This window comes from Paenibacillus sp. FSL W8-0187, assembly GCF_037969755.1.
In the GTDB taxonomy this organism is placed as follows: Bacteria; Bacillota; Bacilli; order Paenibacillales; family Paenibacillaceae; genus Paenibacillus_AQ.
Genome location: NZ_CP150206.1, coordinates 4,281,117 through 4,303,681, shown reverse-complemented (window position 1 = coordinate 4,303,681; position 22,565 = coordinate 4,281,117). Strand labels below are relative to the sequence as shown.

General features: G+C 49.6%; 19 protein-coding genes and 2 riboswitches. Of the genes, 9 read left to right on the top strand and 10 right to left on the bottom strand.

Going from position 1 to position 22,565, the window contains the following annotated elements; all coding sequences use genetic code 11:
* Positions 1-188 precede the first annotated feature (188 nt).
* Together MKY48_RS19165 and MKY48_RS19160 are read left to right on the top strand one after the other, a co-directional pair.
* Positions 189-1,016 carry a histidine kinase gene (locus tag MKY48_RS19165; protein ID WP_339265524.1) on the top strand — a complete coding sequence of 276 codons (828 nt, stop codon included), beginning with the start codon at positions 189-191 and terminating at the stop codon, positions 1,014-1,016.
* Entirely contained in the window at positions 1,013-1,666 is a 654-nt protein-coding gene (locus tag MKY48_RS19160) for a response regulator transcription factor (protein ID WP_339265522.1), read from the top strand. The genes MKY48_RS19165 and MKY48_RS19160 overlap by 4 nt, the downstream gene beginning before the upstream one ends.
* A gap of 87 nt (positions 1,667-1,753) precedes the next feature.
* On the opposite strand, the gene MKY48_RS19155 is transcribed toward MKY48_RS19160, so the two are convergent.
* From MKY48_RS19155 to MKY48_RS19145, 3 genes are all read right to left on the bottom strand, one after another.
* On the bottom strand, positions 1,754-2,101 hold the full coding sequence (locus MKY48_RS19155) for a hypothetical protein (RefSeq protein ID WP_339265521.1): 348 nt from the start codon (positions 2,099-2,101) through the stop codon (positions 1,754-1,756).
* A gap of 254 nt (positions 2,102-2,355) precedes the next feature.
* Positions 2,356-4,062, bottom strand: coding sequence for an ABC transporter ATP-binding protein (locus tag MKY48_RS19150; RefSeq protein WP_339265520.1), 1,707 nt, complete (start codon positions 4,060-4,062; stop codon positions 2,356-2,358).
* 63 nt (positions 4,063-4,125) lie between these two features.
* The gene (locus MKY48_RS19145; RefSeq protein ID WP_339265518.1) at positions 4,126-4,467 is read right to left on the bottom strand and encodes a hypothetical protein; all 342 of its coding nucleotides are present in this window, start codon (positions 4,465-4,467) and stop codon (positions 4,126-4,128) included.
* A gap of 228 nt (positions 4,468-4,695) precedes the next feature.
* Here MKY48_RS19145 and MKY48_RS19140 point away from each other — a divergent pair, with 228 nt between their 5' ends.
* On the top strand, positions 4,696-5,175 hold the full coding sequence (locus tag MKY48_RS19140; protein ID WP_339265516.1) for a nucleoside deaminase: 480 nt from the start codon (positions 4,696-4,698) through the stop codon (positions 5,173-5,175).
* 42 nt (positions 5,176-5,217) lie between these two features.
* Here the strand turns inward: MKY48_RS19140 and MKY48_RS19135 are convergent, their stop codons facing one another.
* The 4 genes from MKY48_RS19135 to gcvT all read right to left on the bottom strand — a co-directional run bounded on the left by MKY48_RS19135 (position 5,218) and on the right by gcvT (position 10,276).
* The gene (locus tag MKY48_RS19135) at positions 5,218-6,000 is read right to left on the bottom strand and encodes an arylamine N-acetyltransferase (protein ID WP_339265514.1); all 783 of its coding nucleotides are present in this window, start codon (positions 5,998-6,000) and stop codon (positions 5,218-5,220) included.
* A 363-nt stretch (positions 6,001-6,363) separates the two neighbouring features.
* Positions 6,364-7,821, bottom strand: coding sequence for an aminomethyl-transferring glycine dehydrogenase subunit GcvPB (gene gcvPB, locus MKY48_RS19130; RefSeq protein ID WP_339265512.1), 1,458 nt, complete (start codon positions 7,819-7,821; stop codon positions 6,364-6,366).
* Complete coding sequence (gene gcvPA / locus MKY48_RS19125; protein ID WP_339265510.1) at positions 7,818-9,167, bottom strand: aminomethyl-transferring glycine dehydrogenase subunit GcvPA; 1,350 nt, start codon at positions 9,165-9,167, stop codon at positions 7,818-7,820. The genes gcvPB and gcvPA overlap by 4 nt, the downstream gene beginning before the upstream one ends.
* Complete coding sequence (gene gcvT, locus MKY48_RS19120; RefSeq protein ID WP_339265508.1) at positions 9,164-10,276, bottom strand: glycine cleavage system aminomethyltransferase GcvT; 1,113 nt, start codon at positions 10,274-10,276, stop codon at positions 9,164-9,166. Before gcvT ends, gcvPA begins: the two co-directional genes overlap by 4 nt.
* A 220-nt stretch (positions 10,277-10,496) precedes the next feature.
* A riboswitch (glycine riboswitch) is annotated at positions 10,497-10,598 on the bottom strand.
* A gap of 186 nt (positions 10,599-10,784) precedes the next feature.
* A riboswitch (glycine riboswitch) is annotated at positions 10,785-10,906 on the top strand.
* A 176-nt stretch (positions 10,907-11,082) separates the two neighbouring features.
* On the opposite strand from gcvT, the gene gcvH reads away from it, so the two are divergent.
* Entirely contained in the window at positions 11,083-11,472 is a 390-nt protein-coding gene (gene gcvH / locus MKY48_RS19115; RefSeq protein ID WP_076321723.1) for a glycine cleavage system protein GcvH, read from the top strand.
* A 115-nt stretch (positions 11,473-11,587) separates the two neighbouring features.
* Here the strand turns inward: gcvH and MKY48_RS19110 are convergent, their stop codons facing one another.
* Positions 11,588-12,502, bottom strand: coding sequence for an EamA family transporter (locus MKY48_RS19110; RefSeq protein WP_339265506.1), 915 nt, complete (start codon positions 12,500-12,502; stop codon positions 11,588-11,590).
* 97 nt (positions 12,503-12,599) lie between these two features.
* Between MKY48_RS19110 and MKY48_RS19105 the strand changes: the two genes are divergently transcribed.
* The 4 genes from MKY48_RS19105 (at position 12,600) to MKY48_RS19090 (ending at position 19,832) form a co-directional block, all read left to right on the top strand.
* On the top strand, positions 12,600-14,081 hold the full coding sequence (locus tag MKY48_RS19105; protein WP_339265504.1) for a PLP-dependent aminotransferase family protein: 1,482 nt from the start codon (positions 12,600-12,602) through the stop codon (positions 14,079-14,081).
* Between the two features lie 234 nt (positions 14,082-14,315).
* A complete protein-coding gene (locus MKY48_RS19100; protein ID WP_339265502.1) occupies positions 14,316-16,385 on the top strand; it encodes a catalase in 2,070 nt (689 codons plus the stop codon).
* A 259-nt stretch (positions 16,386-16,644) separates the two neighbouring features.
* On the top strand, positions 16,645-17,931 hold the full coding sequence (locus tag MKY48_RS19095) for a histidine--tRNA ligase (RefSeq protein WP_339290366.1): 1,287 nt from the start codon (positions 16,645-16,647) through the stop codon (positions 17,929-17,931).
* 113 nt (positions 17,932-18,044) lie between these two features.
* Positions 18,045-19,832: an ABC transporter substrate-binding protein gene (locus tag MKY48_RS19090; protein WP_339265499.1), complete on the top strand. Its 1,788-nt coding sequence runs from the start codon at positions 18,045-18,047 to the stop codon at positions 19,830-19,832.
* 51 nt (positions 19,833-19,883) lie between these two features.
* Here MKY48_RS19090 and MKY48_RS19085 read toward each other — a convergent pair whose 3' ends face one another.
* Positions 19,884-20,090 (bottom strand): hypothetical protein, encoded by a 207-nt coding sequence (locus tag MKY48_RS19085; RefSeq protein ID WP_076321717.1) that lies wholly within the window; start codon positions 20,088-20,090, stop codon positions 19,884-19,886.
* 155 nt (positions 20,091-20,245) lie between these two features.
* Positions 20,246-21,169: a cation diffusion facilitator family transporter gene (locus MKY48_RS19080; protein ID WP_339265497.1), complete on the bottom strand. Its 924-nt coding sequence runs from the start codon at positions 21,167-21,169 to the stop codon at positions 20,246-20,248.
* 262 nt (positions 21,170-21,431) lie between these two features.
* Here MKY48_RS19080 and MKY48_RS19075 point away from each other — a divergent pair, with 262 nt between their 5' ends.
* Positions 21,432-22,535: a beta-eliminating lyase-related protein gene (locus tag MKY48_RS19075; protein ID WP_339265495.1), complete on the top strand. Its 1,104-nt coding sequence runs from the start codon at positions 21,432-21,434 to the stop codon at positions 22,533-22,535.
* Positions 22,536-22,565: the final 30 nt, after the last annotated feature.

Sequence of the window (22,565 nt, the reverse complement as noted above, 5' to 3'; positions counted from 1 at the left end):
TTATACGCGATTTATACTTGAATTGTAAATAGGTTATTACAGTACGGGTGAAACTTGGTAAGGTTAGTAGCTCTTTAGAGTCATTCCGTTCATGGCCAAATTTGATTACAATGAAGGGATATCTAGTGGTAACATGATAGGTAAAGAGGCGGTACATTCAAGTTTTAGATTGAAATAGGAGGAAAGGTATGTCCTATAAACAAATGAAATGGTTGATTCTGATCATTCCTACGTTGACGATTGGCATTTGGGAGTATGTTCGGCATGAGTTCCTGCTGCCTTATATATCAATGGATCTTGGCAACCTGCTGGCACCTGTTATCGTGTTCTTGGTTTCCATACTGTTTCTTACTCAATTGTTCGCATTGATTGAACGCAATCAGGAGGAACTGAACCAATCTAGGGCATTGCAAGCGGCCATGCATGAACGGGAGAAGATTGGCCGGGAGCTTCATGACGGAATCGCCCAATCCTTATTCTTGCTGAACGCACAAATTGATCGAATTGAGAAATCGGGAGTAACCGGAGACATTCCATACCAGGAAATTAAGGAAAGTGTCCACCGAACCAATACCTACGTTAGAGAAGCCATTGCTAATCTCCGATATCCGGCAGATCCGCAAGCCATTCCGTGGATGCATAGCATGAACAGCTTAATTGAGGAAATCAAGCAGGAGACCAATCTGCATTTCGACGTTCATTGGGAAATCCCGGATGCCATGCTGTCCGCCAAAGAAAAGGTGGAACTGCTGGCTTCGATCAGGGAATCCTTGTTGAATATTCATAAGCATGCCGAAGCGAACCATGTGAAGATAACTGCGACAGCGGTTGATTCAAGCTGGCACTGCTCCGTCAGCGATGATGGCAAAGGTTTTGAGTTGGACAAGCCGCTCGGCAGCAACCGGTATGGAATCAAAATCATGAAGGACCGGGCCGAGGCCATGGGCTGGAAGTTCATGGTAGAAAGACATAACAACAAGACGATAATCAGCATTCGGAAGGAGAATACCGCATGAACGAGCAGCCTTTTCGCGTGTTAATCATCGATGACAGCGATCTTGCGAGAGAAGGAATTCGCACCATTCTAAGCAGCGACCCGACCTTTGAGGTTGTGGCTGAAGGAAAAAGCGGAGAGGAAGCGCTGGAACTGACCGAAATATGGATGCCTGATATTATCCTGATGGATATTCAGATGCCTGGGATGGACGGATTGGAAGCGACCAAGCGAGTGAAGGACAAATTCCCTTACGTTAAAATTGTCATGGTTACGGTATCCGACGATATCGCTCATTTGTTTGACGCCCTGAAACGTGGAGCGCAAGGCTATCTGCTGAAGAATCTGAATCCCGAATCATGGCACGAGTACCTCAAAGCCATTGCCGTGGACGAAGCACCGGTGAGCAGGGAACTTGCTTTTCGTATCCTGAAGGAGTTTTCGCAGCATGACAAGCCGAATCTAAGCAATAGTCCATTAACGGCGCGGGAAAAAGAAATTTTGGGACTCGTAGCCGAGGGGTTGTCCAACCGCGATATTTCGGCTGCCTTGTGTATATCCGAGAATACGGTCAAGAACCATCTGAAGAACATTTTACAAAAGCTCCATTTGGAAAATCGGGTACAGCTGACCCGTTATGCCTTTGAACAAGGGTGGATGGGGAAGAGGTAACGGTCACGCCCGCGTCTATTTATCCGCTAAGATAACTCAAAGGATGACTTTAAGCGAGCGAGAGAGACGTCCAAGGAGTGTACGCGTTCATTTCTGTTTAACAAGGAATATGCCCAGCGCAATGATCCCGATGCCGGCCCAATTTTTCCATGTTGGAACTTCCTTCAGGAACAAGTAAGCCACTCCTAACGAAATCAGGATTTCCAGGCATTTGGAGAAGATCAACGTATAGCCTAACTGTTCGGTGGCTTTATATCCATAACGGATTCCGTATCCGATGCACATGTTAGCAATGAGAAACAGAGGAAGCATGAATAACTGAAACTGCAGCGTTGGCCAGAACAAATGCTGGATATGCTTGGTTTGGTACGAGAAGACAAGGTTGATGATCGACAGCCCGCCAAAAAGTAGACCGACACAGTAGATATAAAACATAAAGCGCCTCCTGAAACGATGTCATTGTAGTACGCCATTAATGTTTCCGCGTGGCAACTTTTTTATCCAAGGACAATGCGGCCAAAGTTCTCTTGCGTGATATCATGACAGCTTGTCATAAGGATTAGATTCTTAAGCCGTCTCGAAAAAAAGGATGACTCCCTTCCGTGCGGAGTCATCCTTTTACATATTTGTTGCGGAATTTCATGACTTTCAGTTTAATATCCATGTATAACATTGGATCGTTGGCTTCGTTAGTGAGCTTGATGAAGTCTGCTGTACACACCACCGGAATGAATCAATTCCTGGTGCGTTCCCTGCTCGGCAATACCATCGGAATTGACGACGATAATTCGGTCTGCGCTCTGAATGGTGGTCAGTCGGTGAGCGATTACCAGCGTTGTTCTGCCGACGGACAGCTCAGCCAGGGACTTCTGGATTTGCGCTTCCGTCTCTGTGTCGAGTGCCGACGTGGCCTCGTCCAGGATCAGGATTGGCGGGTTCTTGAGGAACATTCTCGCGATGGACAAGCGCTGCTTCTGACCGCCAGACAGCTTAACCCCACGTTCCCCGATCACCGTTTCCATACCGTCCGGCAAGCTTCGTATCAGTTCATCCAGCGAAGCACGCCGTGCGGCTTCCCAGATTTGCTGGTCCGTTGCATGTAAATCGCCATAAGCGATGTTGTCGCGAATCGTACCGGAGAACAGGAACACATCCTGCTGCACGATGCCGATATACTTGCGGAGGTTTTGCAATTTGATATTCCGGATATCGATTCCATCCACTGTGATCTTGCCTTGATCCACATCATAGAAGCGGGGGAGAAGGCTGCAGATGGTTGTCTTTCCCGCACCGGACGGTCCGACAAACGCGACCGTTTCTCCAGCACGGATCGTGAGATGTATGTTATTCAGTATCGTCCGGGAAGGTTCGTATCCGAAGGTAACGCCTTCAAAGCGGATATCTCCTCGCACGGAGGACAGGGATACGGCGTCAGGCACGTCGGCGATCTCTGGATCGGTATCCATAATCTCCAGGTAGCGTTTAAAGCCGGCAATGCCTTTGGGATAGCTCTCAATGACGGCATTGATCTTCTCGATCGGACGGAAGAAGATGTTGGAGAGCAGCAGGAAGGCCATGAATTCACCCATTTCAATTTTGCCTTGAATGAAGAACCACGCGCCGCAGATCATGACAAATACCGTGATCAAACGCATCAGCATGTAGCTGATGGATGAGCTTTTTGCCATCGTTTTATAAGCGAGCAGTTTGGTGGCCCGGAATTGCTTGTTCTCTTCCTGAAACAATTTATTCTCATGCTCTTCGTTTGCAAACGATTGGACCACACGGATACCGCCAACATTGTCTTCGATGCGGGCATTGAAATTCCCTACATTACGGAACAGTTGACGATAGGTCGTGGTCATTCTGCTGCCGAATTTAATGATCAGCCATGCCATCAGCGGCACGATGATAAAGGTGAGCAAAGCTAGCTCCAGGTTGATGTAAGCCATTAAGGAGAAGGAACCGAGCAGCGTCATAACAGCGATGAACACATCTTCCGGTCCATGGTGGGCTACTTCTCCGACATCATTAAGATCATTCGTGATGCGCCCCATAAGATGTCCAGTTTTGTTATTATCAAAGAAACGGAAGGATAACTTCTGAATGTGGGAGAACATTTTCTCTCGCATATCTGTCTCAATATTAATGCCGAGCATATGCCCCCAGTAAGTTACGATGTACTGCAGCGCGGTATTCAGCGCATAGATGGAGAGAAGGACGATGCAGGCAATCAGGATAAGCGGCCAATCCTGGCTTGGCAGCAGATCGTCAATGAATTTGCTGACGGCAAGCGGGAAAGCAAGCTCCAGCAGTCCGGCAATAACGGCACATGTAAAATCCAAAATAAACAATCCCTTGTACGGCCGATAGTACGAAAAAAACTTTCTGATCAAGAATTATCACACTCCAGGTTCTACCTCTGTCAGGGTTATTGGGTTAAGATTAGCGGACAGCCATTAGGGGCTGTCTTGCGATGGTTTCGTATCATACAGCTCAAAAGCTTGAATGTACTCCTGAATAATCTGGTCCACTGCTTTCAACTCTCCGCTGACCACTTCTCTGATGGCTTCAAAGTCTGGGTCATTGACTTGCTTCTTCAAGGTCTCTCGTTTCACAACCAAATTGTCGAGAAAAGAAAGCGCGCGCCCCCGGCGGAACGTCTGCGCCATCTTGCCGCCTTCCCTGCCGCCGCAGCCTTCCTCACGCCGTCTTCCGTGTCTCCCGCCGTGCCGATGGTTATCCCGGTCCCGAGGCTCCGACCGTTCTTGACTCGATGTATCCTGTTCCTCTTGGCGCATAATATCAACCTCCTCAACGATAATAACGTATACGTTTGTATACCATTTAAAGTGATTGTATACATTTGTATACGATTCGTCAATCTGTTTTTTCTCCATTGGATTGGAAAAATTGAGGAGATCGATGGAAGATATGCTATGATGATAATTAGCTGTCCCAGGAGATTGTCATGGATGATGAATACGCACACCGGGATCAGAATGAACATGGGAAGGGAGCTGTACACTGTGAGTGAACATCAACATGAGTACTGGATGCGTCAAGCGATTGCAGAGGCCCATCGAAACGTTCAACTTGTGGAGGGTGGTCCTTTTGGAGCGATTGTGGTGAAGGAGGGTCAAGTGATTGGCAAGGGCCGGAATCTGGTTACCGCGCTGAACGACCCGACGGCTCATGCCGAGGTGCAAGCCATAAGGGAAGCATGTCTGCACCTGGAGGATTTCCAATTAAAAGGCTGTACGATTTATACCAGCTGCGAGCCTTGTCCGATGTGTCTGGGGGCCATCTACTGGTCCAGGCCCGATGCCGTTTATTATGCAAGCACGAAGAAGGATGCGGCTGAGATCGGATTCGATGATCATTTTATATACGATGAAATTGCGATGCCATTGGACCAGCGCTCCATCCCTATGAAGCAGGTTCAAACAGAGGATTATTTACTGCCATTTCAAGCGTGGAGCTCTGCTGAGCGCAAAATCGAATATTAATAATAAAACCGGGCTCCCTGCATGGGAAAGCCCGGTTTATTCTTATTTATGGATAGGGATGCCGAAATATGTATAGAGCGCTTCGGCATATTCCTGTGCATTGCCCGGTTTAAAGGTGTGGACGCCGCCGGCCTTGTAAATTCTGAATTCGTCATCATCCACAGTATTTCTGCCTTCCGCTGTACGTATGGATACCCGAGCCGTTTTATTAAAGGGTGAATCGGGGGCATACTCGCACCAGAATGAAGTGGTGATGAAATCTCTCGGTAAGTTAGGTTCCTCCGTAAAGGAGAAGACGGGATCCCAGGCTTCTTTTTTCCACTCTTCGAGCATCCAGCCATACGCTTCGGTTTGGACGAGCCGGTAGGTCTCGTTCCCCTGAGTCTGCACAAGGCCATCAACCAATTCCAGAGGGTGGCGCGGTCCGGCTCCTCCGACACCGACGTCGACAATATATCGCTGTTCTTCGATATCCACCTGCAGAATATGATGCCGACGCTTAGCAGGCGTATCGGTTTCATCACGCCAGAAGCGTCCGAAATAATGAGTGACCTTAAATCCCAGTTCCTGCAGCAGCCAGCCAAATAGCGCATTGAGCTCGAAGCAGTAGCCGCCGCGATGCCGGGTTACGATTTTATCGTAAAGATCGGGGATATCCAGGGAAAGTGGAATTCGATCAAGGATATCGAGATTTTCATAGGGTACGGTATGCACATGCTGTTCCTGCAATCTGGCGAGCATATAAGCGCTGTTTACAATCGGGCCCGTGTATCCAATACGCTCAAGATATTGGTTTGCGTCCAGGCCATGTATCGGGTTACTCATTCGATCACCGCATCTTTCGTCTTTGGTCAGCTTGGTAGAAGTAAGCCGTATATAATTATATACTTTATATCATATATTTGGGCTTTCTAATAGAGAACAAGAAGGAGGCGGAAGGGACTCTGCTAATGGATAGCATGGATAGTTTGTGGAATGACCGTAGGTTTATTGGGCTGGAATGGGAATGCCCCCCAATTTTATCCGGGGAGTTAGTCCCATCGTATGAGGGGAAGTTGGCTGCTGCTGAAATAGTCATTAAACAGGTGACTAAATCTCTATATTGTCCAGCACAAAAAAGGGTGTCTCTTACCGCCGATCCTACGGCGAGGGGACACCCTTTCTTAAGGAGTATAGATTAACTCAATATTAACCGCAGGTGCAGTTCAGAACCGGTTTACGTGCTGCCGTCGTTTCGTCGAGTCGCTTCACGACCGTGGTATAAGGGGCGCCTATGACAACCTCCGGCGTGGTTTCGGCTTCTTTGGCAATCTGGATCATCGTGTGGATGAAACCGTCCAGCGTTTCTTTGCTCTCGGTCTCGGTCGGCTCAATCATGATGCATTCCTCTACGTTGAGCGGGAAGTAGATGGTTGGCGGATGATATCCAAAATCGAGCAGCCGCTTGGCAACATCGAGGGTGCGTACGCCGAACTCCTTCAGTTTTTTGCCGGACAGCACAAATTCATGCTTGCACAGCCCTGGGTAGGCTACTTCGTAGTATGGAGCCAGACGATGCATCATGTAATTGGCATTCAGCACGGCGAGCTCCGAGACGCGGCGCAGTCCTTCCGGTCCATAGGTGCGAATATACGTGTAGGCCCGGACCAGGATGCCAAAGTTGCCATAGAACGCCTTCACGCGGCCGATCGACTGTGGACGGTCGTAATCCCAATAGAAGGTGCCGTCCTCGCGTTTGGACACGATCGGTTTTGGCAGGAACGGGATCAACAGGCTCTTCACGCCAACTGGGCCTGCACCGGGACCGCCGCCGCCATGCGGCGTGCTCATCGTTTTGTGCAGGTTGAGATGGACTACGTCGAAGCCCATGTCGCCGGGGCGGGTAATGCCCATGATGGCGTTGGAATTGGCTCCGTCATAGTATAGCAGGCCACCGGCTTCATGCACGATTTCCGCAATTTCCACGATTTGCTCTTCGAACAGCCCCAGTGTGCTAGGGTTTGTCAGCATTAAAGCCGCCGTATCGTCACCGACAACTGCGCGAAGGGCATCGAGATCCACCATGCCGCGCTCATTGGACTTAATTGTAATCGTGTCGTAACCGGCTACCGTTGCACTGGCAGGGTTGGTACCGTGCGAGGAGTCGGGAACAATGACCTTGGTGCGCTTCTCGCCACGGCTTTCATGGTAAGCACGAATCAGCATCAGCCCTGTCCATTCCCCATGGGCTCCCGCAGCGGGCTGAAGTGTTACTTGATCCATGCCGGTCAGTGCTGCGAGATCATTCTGCAGGGTATAGAGCAGCTCCAGAGCGCCTTGAATGCTTTCTTCAGGCTGGTACGGATGAATCTTGGCAAAGCCAGCAAAACGGGCAACATCCTCGTTGATCTTCGGGTTGTATTTCATTGTGCATGAGCCGAGCGGATAGAAGCCGTTATCGATACCAAAGTTCCGTCTCGACAGCTCGGTATAGTGACGAATGACATCAACTTCATAGACCTCAGGCAGTTCCGCCGGTTTGCTGCGAAGCAGGCTTTCCGGAATCAAGGATGCGGCGTCGGTTTCCGGAACGTCGCATTCGGGCAGGGAATAGGCGACACGGCCGGGCTTGCTGAGTTCAAATATCAAGGCTTTTTCCGGTTTCATACGATCGCCTCCAATTCACCAATAAATTGGTCGATTTCTTCCTTCGTCCGCCGTTCGGTCACGGCGATCAGCATGCATCCTTGAAGCTCAGGGTACACAGCGCCAAGATCATAACCTCCGATATAACCTGCACCCAGAAGCTTCGAGTTGACCTGCTTCACATTCGTTCCTTCGGGCAGTTTCACCACAAATTCATTAAAGAACGGCGAGCTGAACGGGAGGGAGAGGGAGCCGTTTGCGACACGGTCGGCAGCGTAATGGGATTTGCGCACATTCAGCAGCGCTGCTTCCTGCATGCCGGCTTTACCTAGGGTAGACATATATACGGACGCACACAGCGCGAGCAGCGCCTGGTTCGAGCAGATGTTCGACGTTGCCTTTTCACGGCGAATATGTTGTTCCCGCGCCTGCAGTGTCAGTACAAATCCGCGTTTGCCGTCCTGATCGACGGTTTGACCCACGATACGACCAGGAATGCGGCGCATCAGCGGTTCGGATACCGCGAAGAATCCGCAGGTCGGTCCGCCGAGAGATGCCGGAATGCCAAGCGGCTGGGCATCGCCGACAACGATGTCGGCTCCAAGCACGCCAGGGGATTCCAGTAAACCAAGGGACAGCGGGTTTACGCTCAGCACAAGCAGTGCTTTTTTCTCATGAACCAGCGGCTCGATTGATTTCACATCTTCGATGCAGCCGAAGAAATTCGGTGATTGCAGGAGCACGGCGGCGGTATCATCCGTTATGGCAGCAGCGAGTGCATCCTGGTCGGTAACGCCATTGACGATGCCGACTTCCACGACGTCCAGATCGAGTCCGCGGGCCGAAGTCAGAACGATTTCACGGGCTTCGGGATGGACAGCACGCGAAATGACGATTTTCTTCCGTTTGGTTGCCCCGCTGGCGAGCGCCGCAGCCTCGGCAAGTGCCGTGGAACCGTCATACATGCTGGCATTGGCAACTTTCATGCCGGTCAATTCACAGATATAGGATTGAAATTCAAAAATCGCTTGCAGCTCGCCTTGGCTGATCTCCGGTTGGTACGGTGTATACGCGGTGTAGAATTCAGAGCGGGAGATCACATGATTGAGTACGACAGGAATGTGGTGGTCGTACAAACCAGCCCCCAGAAAGCTTGTATAACGGTCGAAATCGGCATTGCGGTCTGACAGGCGGCGCATATGCTTGAGAAGCTCAGGCTCACCCAGCCGTTTTGACATGGGGAGAACGCCGTTGTAACGGACCGCTTGGGGGATATCGGCAAACAGATCTTCGATCGTTTCCGCGCCGACCGCAGCAAGCATATCGGCTTGATCCTGATCCGTCATAGGCAAGTAACGATGCTTCATGTTAAGGTAGCTCCTCTTTTGTAGAATGGTGTCTTTACCACTTTGGCTTTTAACTTCTTACCGCGGATCTCGACCCATACCTCGGTATCGAGACCCGTATATGAGGTTTCGATCAGGGCTAATCCGAGATTTCGCTTGAGTGAAGGGGATTGGGTACCGCTGGTCACTTCACCGATGGGTTCTCCTTCATTGTTGTATACAGGATAGTGGGATCGCGGAATTCCGCGATCGATGAGTTCAATGCCGACCAGCTTACGCGGTACACCGTCTTGCTTCTGCTGTTGAAGCGCTTCCCGACCGATGAAATCGCCGCTGTCCAGCTTCACGAAGAAACCGAGACTGGCTTCAAGCGGAGAGATCGTGTTTGAGAGCTCTTGGCCGTACAAGGGTAATTTCGCCTCGAAACGGAGTGTATCGCGGGCGCCGAGTCCGGTTGGAACAAGACCATGTGGTTCTCCGGCAGCTAATAGTTCTCTCCAAATTGTGGGAGCATCCCCAGCGGAGCAATAGATTTCAAAGCCGTCTTCTCCGGTATAACCGGTGCGGGAGAGCAGGGCGGTGCAGCCGCATACCTGTGCGTTCTGAATAAAATGGAAGGAAGGGAGTTCGCTTGGCGCCTCATTGGTTACCTGTGACATGATGTTCACGGCGGCAGGTCCCTGAAGCGCAATGAGAGCCGTCTCAGCGGACACATTACGGATGGTGACATCACCTGCAAGATGATCTTGAAGCCACTGGAGGTCTTTGTCGATGTTGGATGCGTTTACAACCAGCATGAATCGATCTGCCGACAGTTTATACACAAGCAGGTCATCTACCGTACCGCCGTTGTCGTAACACATTAACGTGTATTGGGCCTGGCCAATTGATATGCGGGTTACATCATTTGTGGTCATCTTCTGGATAAAAGCTTCAGCGTCTTGTCCGGTGACGATAAATTCACCCATATGGGAGACGTCGAACAGGCCGGCGTGCTTGCGTACGGCTTCATGCTCTTGAACAATGCCAGAAAATTGCACGGGCAGTTCCCAGCCGCCGAAGTCGATGCAGCGGGCAGAAGGAAAATCGGAATAAAGCGGGTAAAGCGGTGTACGTTGTAATGAACTCATCTCTTCACCTCTTCTAATTGGCATGATCAATTGGGGGAAACACCAAAAAAGGACAGACAGAAGGATAACAAGCCGTGCTAAAAAAAGCCCGCTCGTTGCGTAATCCTTCTGCTCTGTCCTTTGTACCTGAGAGTTACCCCACATGTCATGTAAGTATAATGTCAAGCGTGTGTGAGTTTCCCCGTGGGTGATTCTACATTCAGAATTCTCTCCAGAGGTGCGTCCGGTAAAGGTCCTTTTGCCTGAGAGATTCACCGTGTTACGGCTTACTCCTTCGGCGCTACCTGTCAATCTTGTCGGTAATCTCTCCCGCTACCATCATCCGCGTGAAAATTATTGAGTTGTCAGATCATTCTACGTTCTTGTGATTATTATAAACGTGCCTCTCCATAAAGTGTCAACCTTTATTTCACCAAAATATTTTCATTCTTAAAATTTTTGTCAGATATCTTGACATCACTGCATCCCTGTTTTATTCTGTGGGAGAATAAGCCAACCGAATATGCGGATGATGATGGATGGGAGAGACCGCCACGAGAAGGTTCAAACCTTGGCGGCACCGAAGGAGCAAACCGTTACGCCTGCCAGGCTGACGAGTAATCTCTCAGGTAAACGAACCGCCATCTGACGCAGCTCTGGAGAGTGCGCAAGCCACCCAAGGGGAAAGGTCGAACCGAAAACAAGAAGCGGTCGATCATAAACTCTCAGGTACCGAGGACAGAGAGAAGGCGAATGCCTTTTTTCGCGTCCTTTTTTTCATTTATTCACCTTAATTTCATTTCTTTAAGAAAAGAGGAGTATCCGTAATGAGTGAAATCAGAGAGAATTTGGTGTACAGCGACGATCATGAATGGGCGTTGAAGGTAGATGGAAATGTGGTGCGCGTCGGTATTTCTGATCATGCGCAATGCCAGCTGGGCGATATCGTATTCGTAGAACTCCCCGAGGCGGGCGCTGTCGTTGCTGCAGGTGACAGCATCGGTACCATTGAGTCGGTCAAAACCGTATCGGAACTGTATTCCCCTGTATCCGGTACCATCACGAAAGTGAATACTTCCCTGGAAGATCAGCCGGAGCTTGTGAACGGAGAGCCGTACGAAGGCGGATGGATCATTGAGGTTGAGGTGGAAGGTGACCTGGAGGAGGCACTCGGAAAGCTGCTCACCGCAGAGGCATATCGTGCCAAAGTGGATTAAGTATTGAATCATAACCTTAAATAATGAAACATAACGGCTGCTACTCGTGATGAGGTTTACGAGTTGCAGCCGTTTTAATTTTTGCGTTAATCCTTGGAGCCTTGCAGGTTCGATATCAAGTGCTTGAAGCCACACGGCGCGCGGTCCGGCGTGCTCGAAGCTCAGGGAGATTCACGATCAGAATCCCGCCGATGATGAGCATGCTGCCAATGATGGAATAGGAAGAAATTGCTTCGTCGTACAGAAATGCGCCCAGCCCCAACGCGATGATTGGAGAAACAAAGAGCCAGGTGGACGGGAAAAAGGCATTCGTTGCTTTTAGCAGCCAGGCATATAGACTATGGCCCAGCATCGAGCCAACCATCGTCAAATACAAGACAGATCCGATGGCTGGCAACGTTAGAATACCATTCCATTGTACCTGTTCACTGAACAGGGATAACAGCAATAGGGCTGCGCCGCCATACATCATCTGCACCGCATTGATCGTAATCGGTGAGACATTCGGCATGTCAAAGGACAATTTCCGGGTAGCCAGGGAGCCCACACTATAACCGATTTCGCCTATAAGAATTGCGATACAGCTCAGAATCCAGATGAGATCGCTCCCCATCGCTAGCTCGGGCATAATGAGCAAACATACCCCCGCAAAACCGACCGCGCATCCCCAATAATCACTACGCCGGGCATTTTTCCGCATCACAACCGATTGAATCATCAGAATCATCATGGGGCCTGTTGCCGATAGGATGGCGGCGATCCCTGAGGACACGTACTGCTCGGCCCAATACAGCGTTGCAAACGTCAAGAATGTGCTGGTCATCCCGATTAGAAGGAATTCCTTTCGCAGGAGAAGGCTCGGTTTTGCCTTCCGCTGCCATATCATCCATAGGAAGATGAAGGCGCCCGCCAGAAGAAATCGAAGCCCTGCTGAGAGAAACGGCGGCAGTCCTGCTTCAACGCCAATCTTGATGGCGAGAAACGTCGTACTGAAAATGGCGCACATAAGCAAGTAGTTAAAAATAATCATGTAGCATCCTCCTTTTTCTATACTATAATAGGTAGTTAATAGAACAGATTGGCGATAGGTAGAACAGATATGATTTATGTGGATTGGGGAGGAGCAGATGGAATTATCAACGCTGGACGACAAGAATCATGGTAAGCGAACATTACAGCAGTCGGTCTATGACACGATACTGGAAGGAATAGCTCGGGGAGAGTGGAAGGAGACTGACAAAATCCCATCCGTGAGGGCGATGGCGGAGCGTTTGAACGTTCACCGATTAACGGTGCTGAAGGCTTATCAGCTGCTGCTTGAGGAAGGGATCGTGGAAGTAAAATATAAATCAGGGTACTTCGTAGCGGGTAAGACGGAAGACACATTACCGGAATCCCTTACAACCAGCCCGCGATGGGCATATCAGGCCAAATCGGTGTATGTCAATCGCAGCCGCTTGTCCGACATTCACAGGCATCAGGTCGAATACCAGATGTCGGAAGCGCTGATTGATCCTGGGCTGCTGCCAAATGCATTCTTGTCCAATCACGTGAAACAAGTGTTTGACATGTATCCGAAAGTATTAAGCACGTATTCTTCCGTATCCGGAGATTTGGAGCTGCGCGAGGAGATGGCTCGCTATTTTATGGACAAACAAGGCATAACGGTCCATCCGGAAGAGCTGCTCATTACAACGGGATCCCAGCAAGCGATCGACCTGATCTCGCGTTCGCTCGTCAAAAGCGGAGACTGTGTATTGATCGAACGGCCGACGTATAGTCCGGCGATCGATGTTTTTGTGCAGCAAAATGTCAAACTGCTTCCAATTGAGATTACACCGGAAGGGTACGACCTTGAACGAATTGAAGGTCTTATGCGAGCGGAGAAACCGAAGCTGTTCTATATGAACCCAACGTTTCAGAATCCGACGGGATATACGGTGCCGATCACACAGCGCAAGGCGCTGGTGGAACTGGCGGAGCGATATCAGTGCATTCTGGTGGAGGATGAGGTGTATCACGACATTTATTTTGGAGATCCGCCGCCGCTGCCTTTTTTTTACTACGACACCGAAGGTTATGTCATTCACATTCGAAGCTTCAGCAAATATGTGGCCCCCGGCTTGCGGATATCGGTGCTGGCTGCCCGTCCGGAACTGATGAATGTCATCCTTCCGATCAAGGCGTTGTCGGACAACGGGACGCCGCTGCTGACGCAAAAGATTTTCCAGCACTATTTCTTCTCGAGCAGACTTCAGGAGCATGTGGCCAAGCTGCGGATTGCGCTGGAGCTTCGTAAAGAGAGGATGGAGAAGCTGCTTGAGCCTACAGAATGGCGATGGAACAGCCCCGGCGGCGGTTTGAATTTGTGGATACAGCTGCCGGAAAACGTCAACGTGGATGCGTTGCTGCAGCAATGCCTGGCGGAATCGGTAGCGTTTGTGCCGGGGCGTATCTGCGACCCGCTGGATCAGATGGACTCGTGGATCAGGCTGAGTTATTCGTATATCAGCGAGATTCAGCTGGAAGAAGGGGTCCGTCGTCTCATCGAGATATCGGAGCGGGTGTGTTATGTGCAAAATCGCAGCATATGTTTGGACAATCATTGAATTACAATCAGAGCAGCCCACCTCTAGGAGGGGGCTGTTTTTTGCTGGAGACAGGAGATGCAGGCGCGAAACCCAATCGAACGGTTAGATGAGCTTTTCATGAAGGAAGTTTGAAGCTGGATTCGTATTCCATTTTGCAGGGTAATTACATTTCGGGTTCGCAAGCGGATCTATTACCAAGTGCAACTTCGTCAGACACTCATCTACTACCTACATACCAGGAGGTTCCGACAAATGGACAATTCAAACGCCAATTCGAATGCTAACAGCAGTTACAACAAGACGAGCAAGGACCAACAGCTGGAACAATTCACGGTAGACAATGACGCTAAGGAACTGACAACCAATCAGGGACTTAAGGTCTCTGAGGATGAACATTCGCTTAAAGCGGGAGAGCGCGGTCCGACCTTGATGGAGGACTTCCATTTCAGAGAGAAGATGACGCATTTCGACCATGAGCGGATTCCGGAACGGATTGTGCATGCCCGCGGTTTTGGGGCTCACGGTTATTTTCAGCTATATGAATCCATGAAAGATTATACAAAAGCCAAATTTCTGCAGGACCCTTCCGTCGTCACCCCGGTGTTTGTCCGATTCTCCACGGTTGCGGGCTCCAGGGGATCAGCGGACACTGTCAGGGACGTACGCGGTTTCGCAACCAAGTTTTATACGGAAGAAGGGAATTATGATCTGGTTGGCAACAATATGCCGGTTTTTTTCATACAGGATGCCATGAAGTTTCCTGATTTTATTCACGCTGTTAAACCTGAGCCTCATAACGAGATTCCGCAGGCGCAATCCGCCCATGATACGTTCTGGGATTTTGTCGCAAACAATTCGGAAAGCGCGCACATGATTATGTGGGCGATGTCCGACCGCTCGCTTCCGCGAAGCTTCCGAATGATGGAGGGCTTCGGCGTCCATACCTTCCGTTTCGTGAACGAAGAAGGACAAGCGCATTTCGTGAAATTTCACTGGAAGCCCGTGCTCGGCACGCATTCCCTCGTATGGGATGAAACGCAGAAGCTGGCAGGCAAGGATCCTGACTTTAACCGCCGCGATCTGTGGGATGCGATCGAATCAGGGAATTATCCGGAATTTGAGTTTGGTGTTCAAATGATTCGGGAGGATGAGGAATTCAGTTTTGGTTTTGACATCCTTGATCCGACCAAGATTTGGCCCGAAGAACTCATTCCCGTCAAAATCATCGGTAAGATGACGCTCAATCGCAATACGGATAATTTTTTTGCGGAGACGGAACAGGTTGCATTCCATCCCGGACATGTCGTACCCGGAATCGATTTTACCAATGATCCGCTTCTGCAAGGCCGCTTGTTCTCTTATACCGATACCCAGCTTTCACGGCTTGGTGGACCCAATTTCCACGAAATTCCGATCAACCGCCCGATTGCACCGGTTCATAACAATCAGCGTGACGGGATGCACCGTATGACCATTAATAAGGGACCAGTCAGCTACCACAAGAACGGCATTGCCGGTAACACACCGAAGCCAGTTCCAGTGGAGCGCGGCGGTTACGAGCATTACACCGAGAAGGTGGAAGGACGTAAGGTGCAGGCACGCAGTGACAGCTTTAAGGATCATTTCAGCCAAGCAGCCCTGTTCTGGAACAGCATGTCTGAGGTCGAGAAGCAGCATATCGTAGCCGCATTCCAGTTCGAGCTTGGTAAAGTGCAGCGAAAGGAAATTCGCCAGCAGGTCGTCGACCTGTTCGCCAACGTTGATAGCGAACTTGCCACCCGAATTTCGGAGGGGATTGGAACCATGCCTCCGCAAACCAGTGGCTCCGCTTCCAGCGAGTCTTCTCCGGCACTGAGCATGATGAATACCGTGCAGCTCCCGTTAACCCGTAAAGTGGCGGTACTGGCAGGCAACGGATTCACGGATGAACTGCCGTTTGTGCTTACGCAGCTGCAGCAAGCCGGCATCATCACCGAAGTGGTTAGCGCGAAGCTGGGTGTAATTCAAGGCAAGGCCGGCGCGGAATTGGAAGTGAACCATTCGCTGCTGGGGGCGGATTCAGTCTTGTTCGATGCGGTGCTTGTCGCAGGCGGCGCGTTAAGTGTATCGGAGCTCCTGGCGGAGCAGAAGGTGCTGGATTTCGTCAAGGAAGCGTATCAGCATTTCAAACCGATCGCAGCCATCGCCGAAGGGGCAAATTTACTTCCTTCATCCAGCGGCGAAGGGATCGTTGTTGCTCAGGAGAATGTGGATCTGAAGCCGTTTGGCGAAGCCTTCATTGAGGCGATCGCGGCGCATCGCCATTGGTCGCGCACCATCTAAGAATGGATTGCCCTTGAATTAATAAATGGATTGCGCTATAATCCCCCTTAATCACTGGCTAAAAAAGGTGAAGGGGATACTAATATGATAAACATTAAATTCAATCAACTTCATCATCACAAGCAGCGTTAGCACGCCTGTCATTCTACAGGGTGGGCTAACGCTGTTCGCGTTGGCCTCCCTGCCGCATATCAAGCGCGCGGGACCATGAGGTCCGGCGCGTTTTTTATTTTCATTAGAAAGAAAGGATGAGTTAGCGATGCAGAATATAAAAGGAACGTATGATTATTTTGGCCAAGAGCAGGCGGTCCGAAGAAAGGTGCAATCGACGCTGCGTGAAGTGTTTGAATGCTATGACTATGCTGAAATGGAGACAACCATTCTGAATGAAGCGGACCTGTTGTCTTCCAAATACGCAGGAGGGGAAGAAATTCTGAAGGAAATGTACCAGCTGACGGATCAAGGCACGCGACGTCTGGGTCTCCGGTACGATCTGACGATTCCATTCGCTAAGGTGATCGCGCTGAATCCCGCCATCAGCCAGCCATTCAAGCGTTATGAGATGGGGAAGGTATTCCGGGATGGTCCCGTGAAACGCGGCAGATTGCGGGAGTTTCTGCAGTGTGACGTTGATGTGGTAGGGATCTCGGGACCAGAAGCGGAAGTTGAGCTAATGCAGCTTGCAGCCGAAGTGTTTCGGAGACTTGACATTCCAATCATTCTCCGGTGGAACAATCGAAGCTTTCTGGGTGAAGTTCTTGGCGCTATGGGCGTACCGGAAGAGATGAAACCATCCGTCATGCTGACCCTGGATAAGCTCGATAAGATTGGCAAAGAGGGGGTTCGGCAAGAACTTGCGGGCAAGGTACTCGAACCGGAGATTTGTCGTCAAATTCTGGATTTTGTTGATCTCAAGGAGCCGACATTTGAGCAGATAACAAGCAAATACAACTTGGACAACGAGCGTGGCGCACGGGAAGTACAGATCCTGCAAAATATGCTGCAGCGCGTCGGGTTGCAAGACATCTGCATATTTGATCCGTTTCTATCAAGAGGCTTGTCATTCTACACGGGAACCGTATACGAAATTTTTGATGCATCGCACGATTTCCGTTCAAGCTTGGGCGGAGGCGGCAGATATGATGCGATTATCGGGCAGCTCGTTGGACGCGAGGATATTGCATATCCTACGGTGGGTCTTTCGTTTGGCATGGAATCCATCATGGAGATGATCCGGAACCGTCCGATTGAAACGAACAAGCCGCTCGTTATGGTTATCCCGATAGGAGAAACCGTTCCGGAAGGGTTGACGGCAGCAGCGGCACTCCGGAATCGCGGGATTCATACTCGATTGGCGGACAACCGACGCAAATTGAAAAAAACATTAGCATCCGTTTCAGCTGAAAGCATCCCTTATGCCATCCTGATTGGCGAAGATGAAGCGGCTTCGGGCATGGTCCGACTGAAGAAAATGACCGAGGGCAAGGAGCTTACACTGATTCTGAAGGAAGCGGTAGAGCTTATCATTCAATCCTGTGAAGGATGAATGCCTTTGTTATTTTTCGAATATAATGGTTTTCTACCGAAAAGGTACTCGCGCTCGAAACGATCTCCAAGTAGAATAAAGCGTATAGATTTTACCAGGGGGAGCGGATTGCAATGCTGCACGAACAATTCTTCATGCTGCACCAGAAGCTTGCTGTTAACGCTCCAGCGAGTACAGCTACGGAAGTGACGCTTGAGCAGATTGCCGATACGCTGTATTGCACAACGCGGAATGCCAAGCTCGTTATACGCAAACTGGAAGAGAAGGGTTGGATTATATGGAAGGCGGGACGTGGGCGCGGAATCCGTTCCAAGCTTACCTTTCTCGCCGATCAAGCAAATCTGCTACAGGAGGCAGCGCAGCAGCTCGCGATAAGAGGGGAATATAAGCAAGCCTTCGAACTGCTGCGTACCTATGGTCAGGGTATGCACACCAATGATTCTTATGTGGAATGGATGAACGGGCATTTTGGCTTTAGCAAGGAGATGAACGAAGGGGAAGAAGAAGCAATGGATTCTCTGCGGCTTCCGGTTTACCGCCTGATTGAAACGTTGGATCCCGCCGAATGCTACTACAGTTTTCAAGCTCACATGATCCAGCAGATATTTGACCGGTTGGTGATATACGATAATGCAAATGATCAATACCTCCCCGTTATCGCGCATTATTGGAAGAGCAATGAGGATGGAACGATCTGGACCTTTCATCTGCGTAAAGGAATACGGTTCCATGACGGTAAAGAATTGTCGGCGGAGGACGTGAAATTCACGGTGGAACGCCTGGGACGGGATAAACGAAATGCTTGGATCGTGCGTGAACTGCAGCGGGTAGAGGTGGTGTCCCCCCGAGAGGTTCGTTTTATTCTAAACAAGCCGAATCGAATTTTCATTCGGTTTCTTAGCTCCATTTGCATGTCCATCGTGCCTAAACATTTGGTAAGCGTCCATGAAGAACAGTTCTGGAAGCAACCTGTTGGAACGGGCCCCTTTCGGGTAGAGGAATGGACCGATGATCGGCTGACCATTCATGCTAATCCCCATTATTATCATGGGAGGCCGCATTTGGACAACATCCACATTATCTTGATGCCGGAAGATGCGGAGCATTGCGAGGTCAGTTGGGAGCGGCTGCTGCGGAATCCGGAGCATATCGATCATAACGGTGAGAAGCATGCTGTTGATATCATCGAATCCTCCGAAGGCTGCACGACGTTGATTACATGGAATATGAAAAAGCCGGGGCCCTATCAGTCCATCGAATTTCGCAGGGCATTCAGCCTCATTCTGAACCGTGCGGAGATGATACGCGAACTTGGTGACAATCGGCTTTACCCAGCCAAAGGGTTCATCATGGATGAGCAAGCGCCTTATCGTAAAGACCGATATGATCCCGAACTCGCAAAGTCACTGCTGAAACAGTCGGGTTATGACGGCTCTCCCATTACGTTGGCTACGCTCGCTAAGCATATTAAAGACGCCGAATGGGTTCAGAATCAATGCGCTTCCATCGGGATTCCATTGATCATCCGAGAGGAGAGGATGGATACCATGCACCAACTGGACGTGATGCACAGCATGGATTGTATCTTGCACGGCCTTGTTCTTCCAGGTGAAGAAGTATGTTTAATCGAGAACTACGTGCAGAAGGGAAGCGTAGTTAAAGAGTTCATGGATCCTTCGCTGCATCATTGGGTGAAAGAATGCATAGATGATGCGCTTGCCAGCGAATGGTATGAGGAGCGTTTGAGTATTTTATCCCATATTGAAGAGAGGCTTCGGGAGGAAGCGCATGTTTCATTCTTGACTCACACGAGATTTTACGCAAGCTTGGATCCTTCTTATAAAGGGGTGGTCATCAATAATCTGGGATGGCTGGACTTCAAGCAGATTTGGCGAGAATGATTTCTTCCCATAAAAAGAGCAAGCGCGGTTATTCGCGCTTGCTCTTTTTACTTATAAGGATTTCGTACGGCTTCTTCGGGATCTCCGCTTTCGAAAGAAGCCATGAAGTTTATCGAGAATTCGAATATGGGTTGAGGTATGCTGCGATTCACACGCGATCTCGTCATGAATAATGAATCTTCCTTGACGATCAAGTTCGTCCCATTTTGCTTGCTGGTATTCGTTCAGCTTTTCCAGTGTATATACATCGTTGATCATGTTAACCTCCCTATCAGACATTCAGATTTCGCTGTAACGCCAGTAGAATGTCTTGATACTCTCATTATGGAGGTCAACCGAATTTGTAAAAAGTGTAAACCTCGGCAGCCCTTTTTCCCCTTTTCATGAACTAAAGGATTACCGCAGAGAAGAGATTAGACTTTATGCTCACGATGGGTGATGGTGGAATTCTCAATCTGGATCGTGGCATGTTCGATGTGGAATCGACTGTCCAGAAGATCAATCGCTTGTTGCAGGATCTCATAAGTGTTCGCGTCATCTTGGGCGACGAGATGGCAGCTCAAGGAGTCGAAATTGGACGTAATCGTCCAAATATGAAGATCATGGATGCCGGTGATCCCAGGAATAGACAGGAGGGACTTCGTTACCTCTTCAGAGTTAATCGTTTCCGGTGCGCCCTCCATCAGAATATGAACGGTATTCTGTATGATTCTCCAGGCGCTCTTCAGAATCAAGATCGACACCAGGATGGATATGATCGGGTCCGCAATGTACCATCCGAAGGCAATCATCACGATCCCGGCGATGATTGCGCCGACAGAGCCGAGTGCATCACCGATAACATGGAGGTATGCGCTGCGGAGATTCACATTGTTCTTCACATCCCCCGTCCGCATCAAGAACCAGGCACTGAGAAGGTTAGCCAACAGCCCGATGGCCGCAATGAGCATCATGCTTCCGCTGGCGACGGTCGGCGGGTTATCAAAGCGCTGAATCGCTTCCCATACGATAAAACCGGCGATGACAAACAAGGCGACTCCATTTAATAGTGCTGCCAATATTTCAAAACGGTAAAAGCCGTAGGTTTTATTCGGCGATGCTGGCTTCGTAGCAAACCATAATGCGACCAGACTGAGCAGCAATGCGCTGGCATCACTTAACATATGTCCGGAATCGGATAACAGAGCTAAACTGTTGGTTAGCAAGCCCCCTACAAACTCTAGAATCATGATGCCAATTGTGATGATGAGGGCAATGGCAAGGCCTTTTTTGTTTCCTGAGCGGGCATGATCATGGTGGCTGTGGTCATGTCCATGATGGTGGTTATGATGATGCATAATCGAAAACTCCCTTCGGATCCATCTGTTGATTGTAATCAAAGATCATAAAACATTTTGTGTTATATATAATATGAGCATATGCTCATATATAATGTAATCTTACCGTTTGATTTTGTCAAGTTTTTCCGAATGTTTTGTGGAAGTGAAAATAATTTCTCACTTATTCATTTATCTAGTATGCTTGATAAGTGAGGAAATTAAATTTTTTGTGTGATGATTTGTTCTTATTATCGGTTGAAGAGAAGGAGTGATATGCGACATGGGAGAACAGCGTAAATCGATTAGTGAAGCTTATGGCGAAACAGCCTATCCATTGATTGGACATAGCCGCAGGAATCTCGAGGTGCTGCTTGAAGCATTTCGGGATGTGGATGGGTCGCAGATGGGGGATACATACGGCAAAGGGGCCATCATTGAGGAGTTTCAGGCGCGCATGGCAGACGTTCTGGGCAAGGAATCAGCTGTCTTTTTCCCAAGCGGAACCATGGCGCAGCAGATTGCTTTGCGGATCTGGTGTGATGATGCGGAGCTGAAACGAGTGGCCTATCATCCCCTCTGCCATCTGGAGATTCACGAAGAGGACGGGCTTAAGGAGCTGCATCATATCGAACCGATTCTTCTTGCCGATAAAGAGCGTTTGATCACGCTTGAAGACGTGCAGAGCCTGGATCGTGACATTGCATGTTTGCTGCTGGAGTTGCCGCAGCGTGAAATTGGAGGGCAGTTGCCCGAATACGAAGAGTTGGAAGCGATATCGGCGTATTGCCGTTCGCAAGGCATTAAGCTGCATCTGGACGGGGCAAGATTGTTCGAGATCACCCCTTATTATCAAAAAACCGCGGCAGAAATCTGTGCACTGTTTGACAGTGTATATGTGTCCTTCTATAAAGGTATAGGTGGGATTGCCGGCGCCATTCTGGCTGGCGGCACCGATTTCGTGGCGAAGTCTAAGGTATGGAAAAGGCGTCATGGCGGTGATCTGGTCAGTCTTTACCCGTATATCATTAGTTCAAGTTATTATTACACCGAAAGAATAGGTAACATGGGCCGATATTACCAGGAGGCTAAAGAGCTTGCAGCTTTGTTTAATTCGTGCGAGGGCGTGAATACGAAGCCTGCCGTGCCTGTATCGAATATGTTTCATGTCCATTTTGAATTGAACAAAGAACAGCTTGAACTCATTCTTATCGAGGTTTTCCGTGTCACGGGCATCGGATTGATCAGTTATTTGAACGAAGCAGGGGAAAGTCAATGTTCTACGGAAGTTCACATTGGGGAACGGTACGGTAAAACACCGAGAGAAAGCATTCAAGAGGCCTTCCAATTGTTGAATGAGAAATTGCAGGAAGTTATGAGCACATGACAAAAGGACCTGAATGAGGTCCTTTTTATT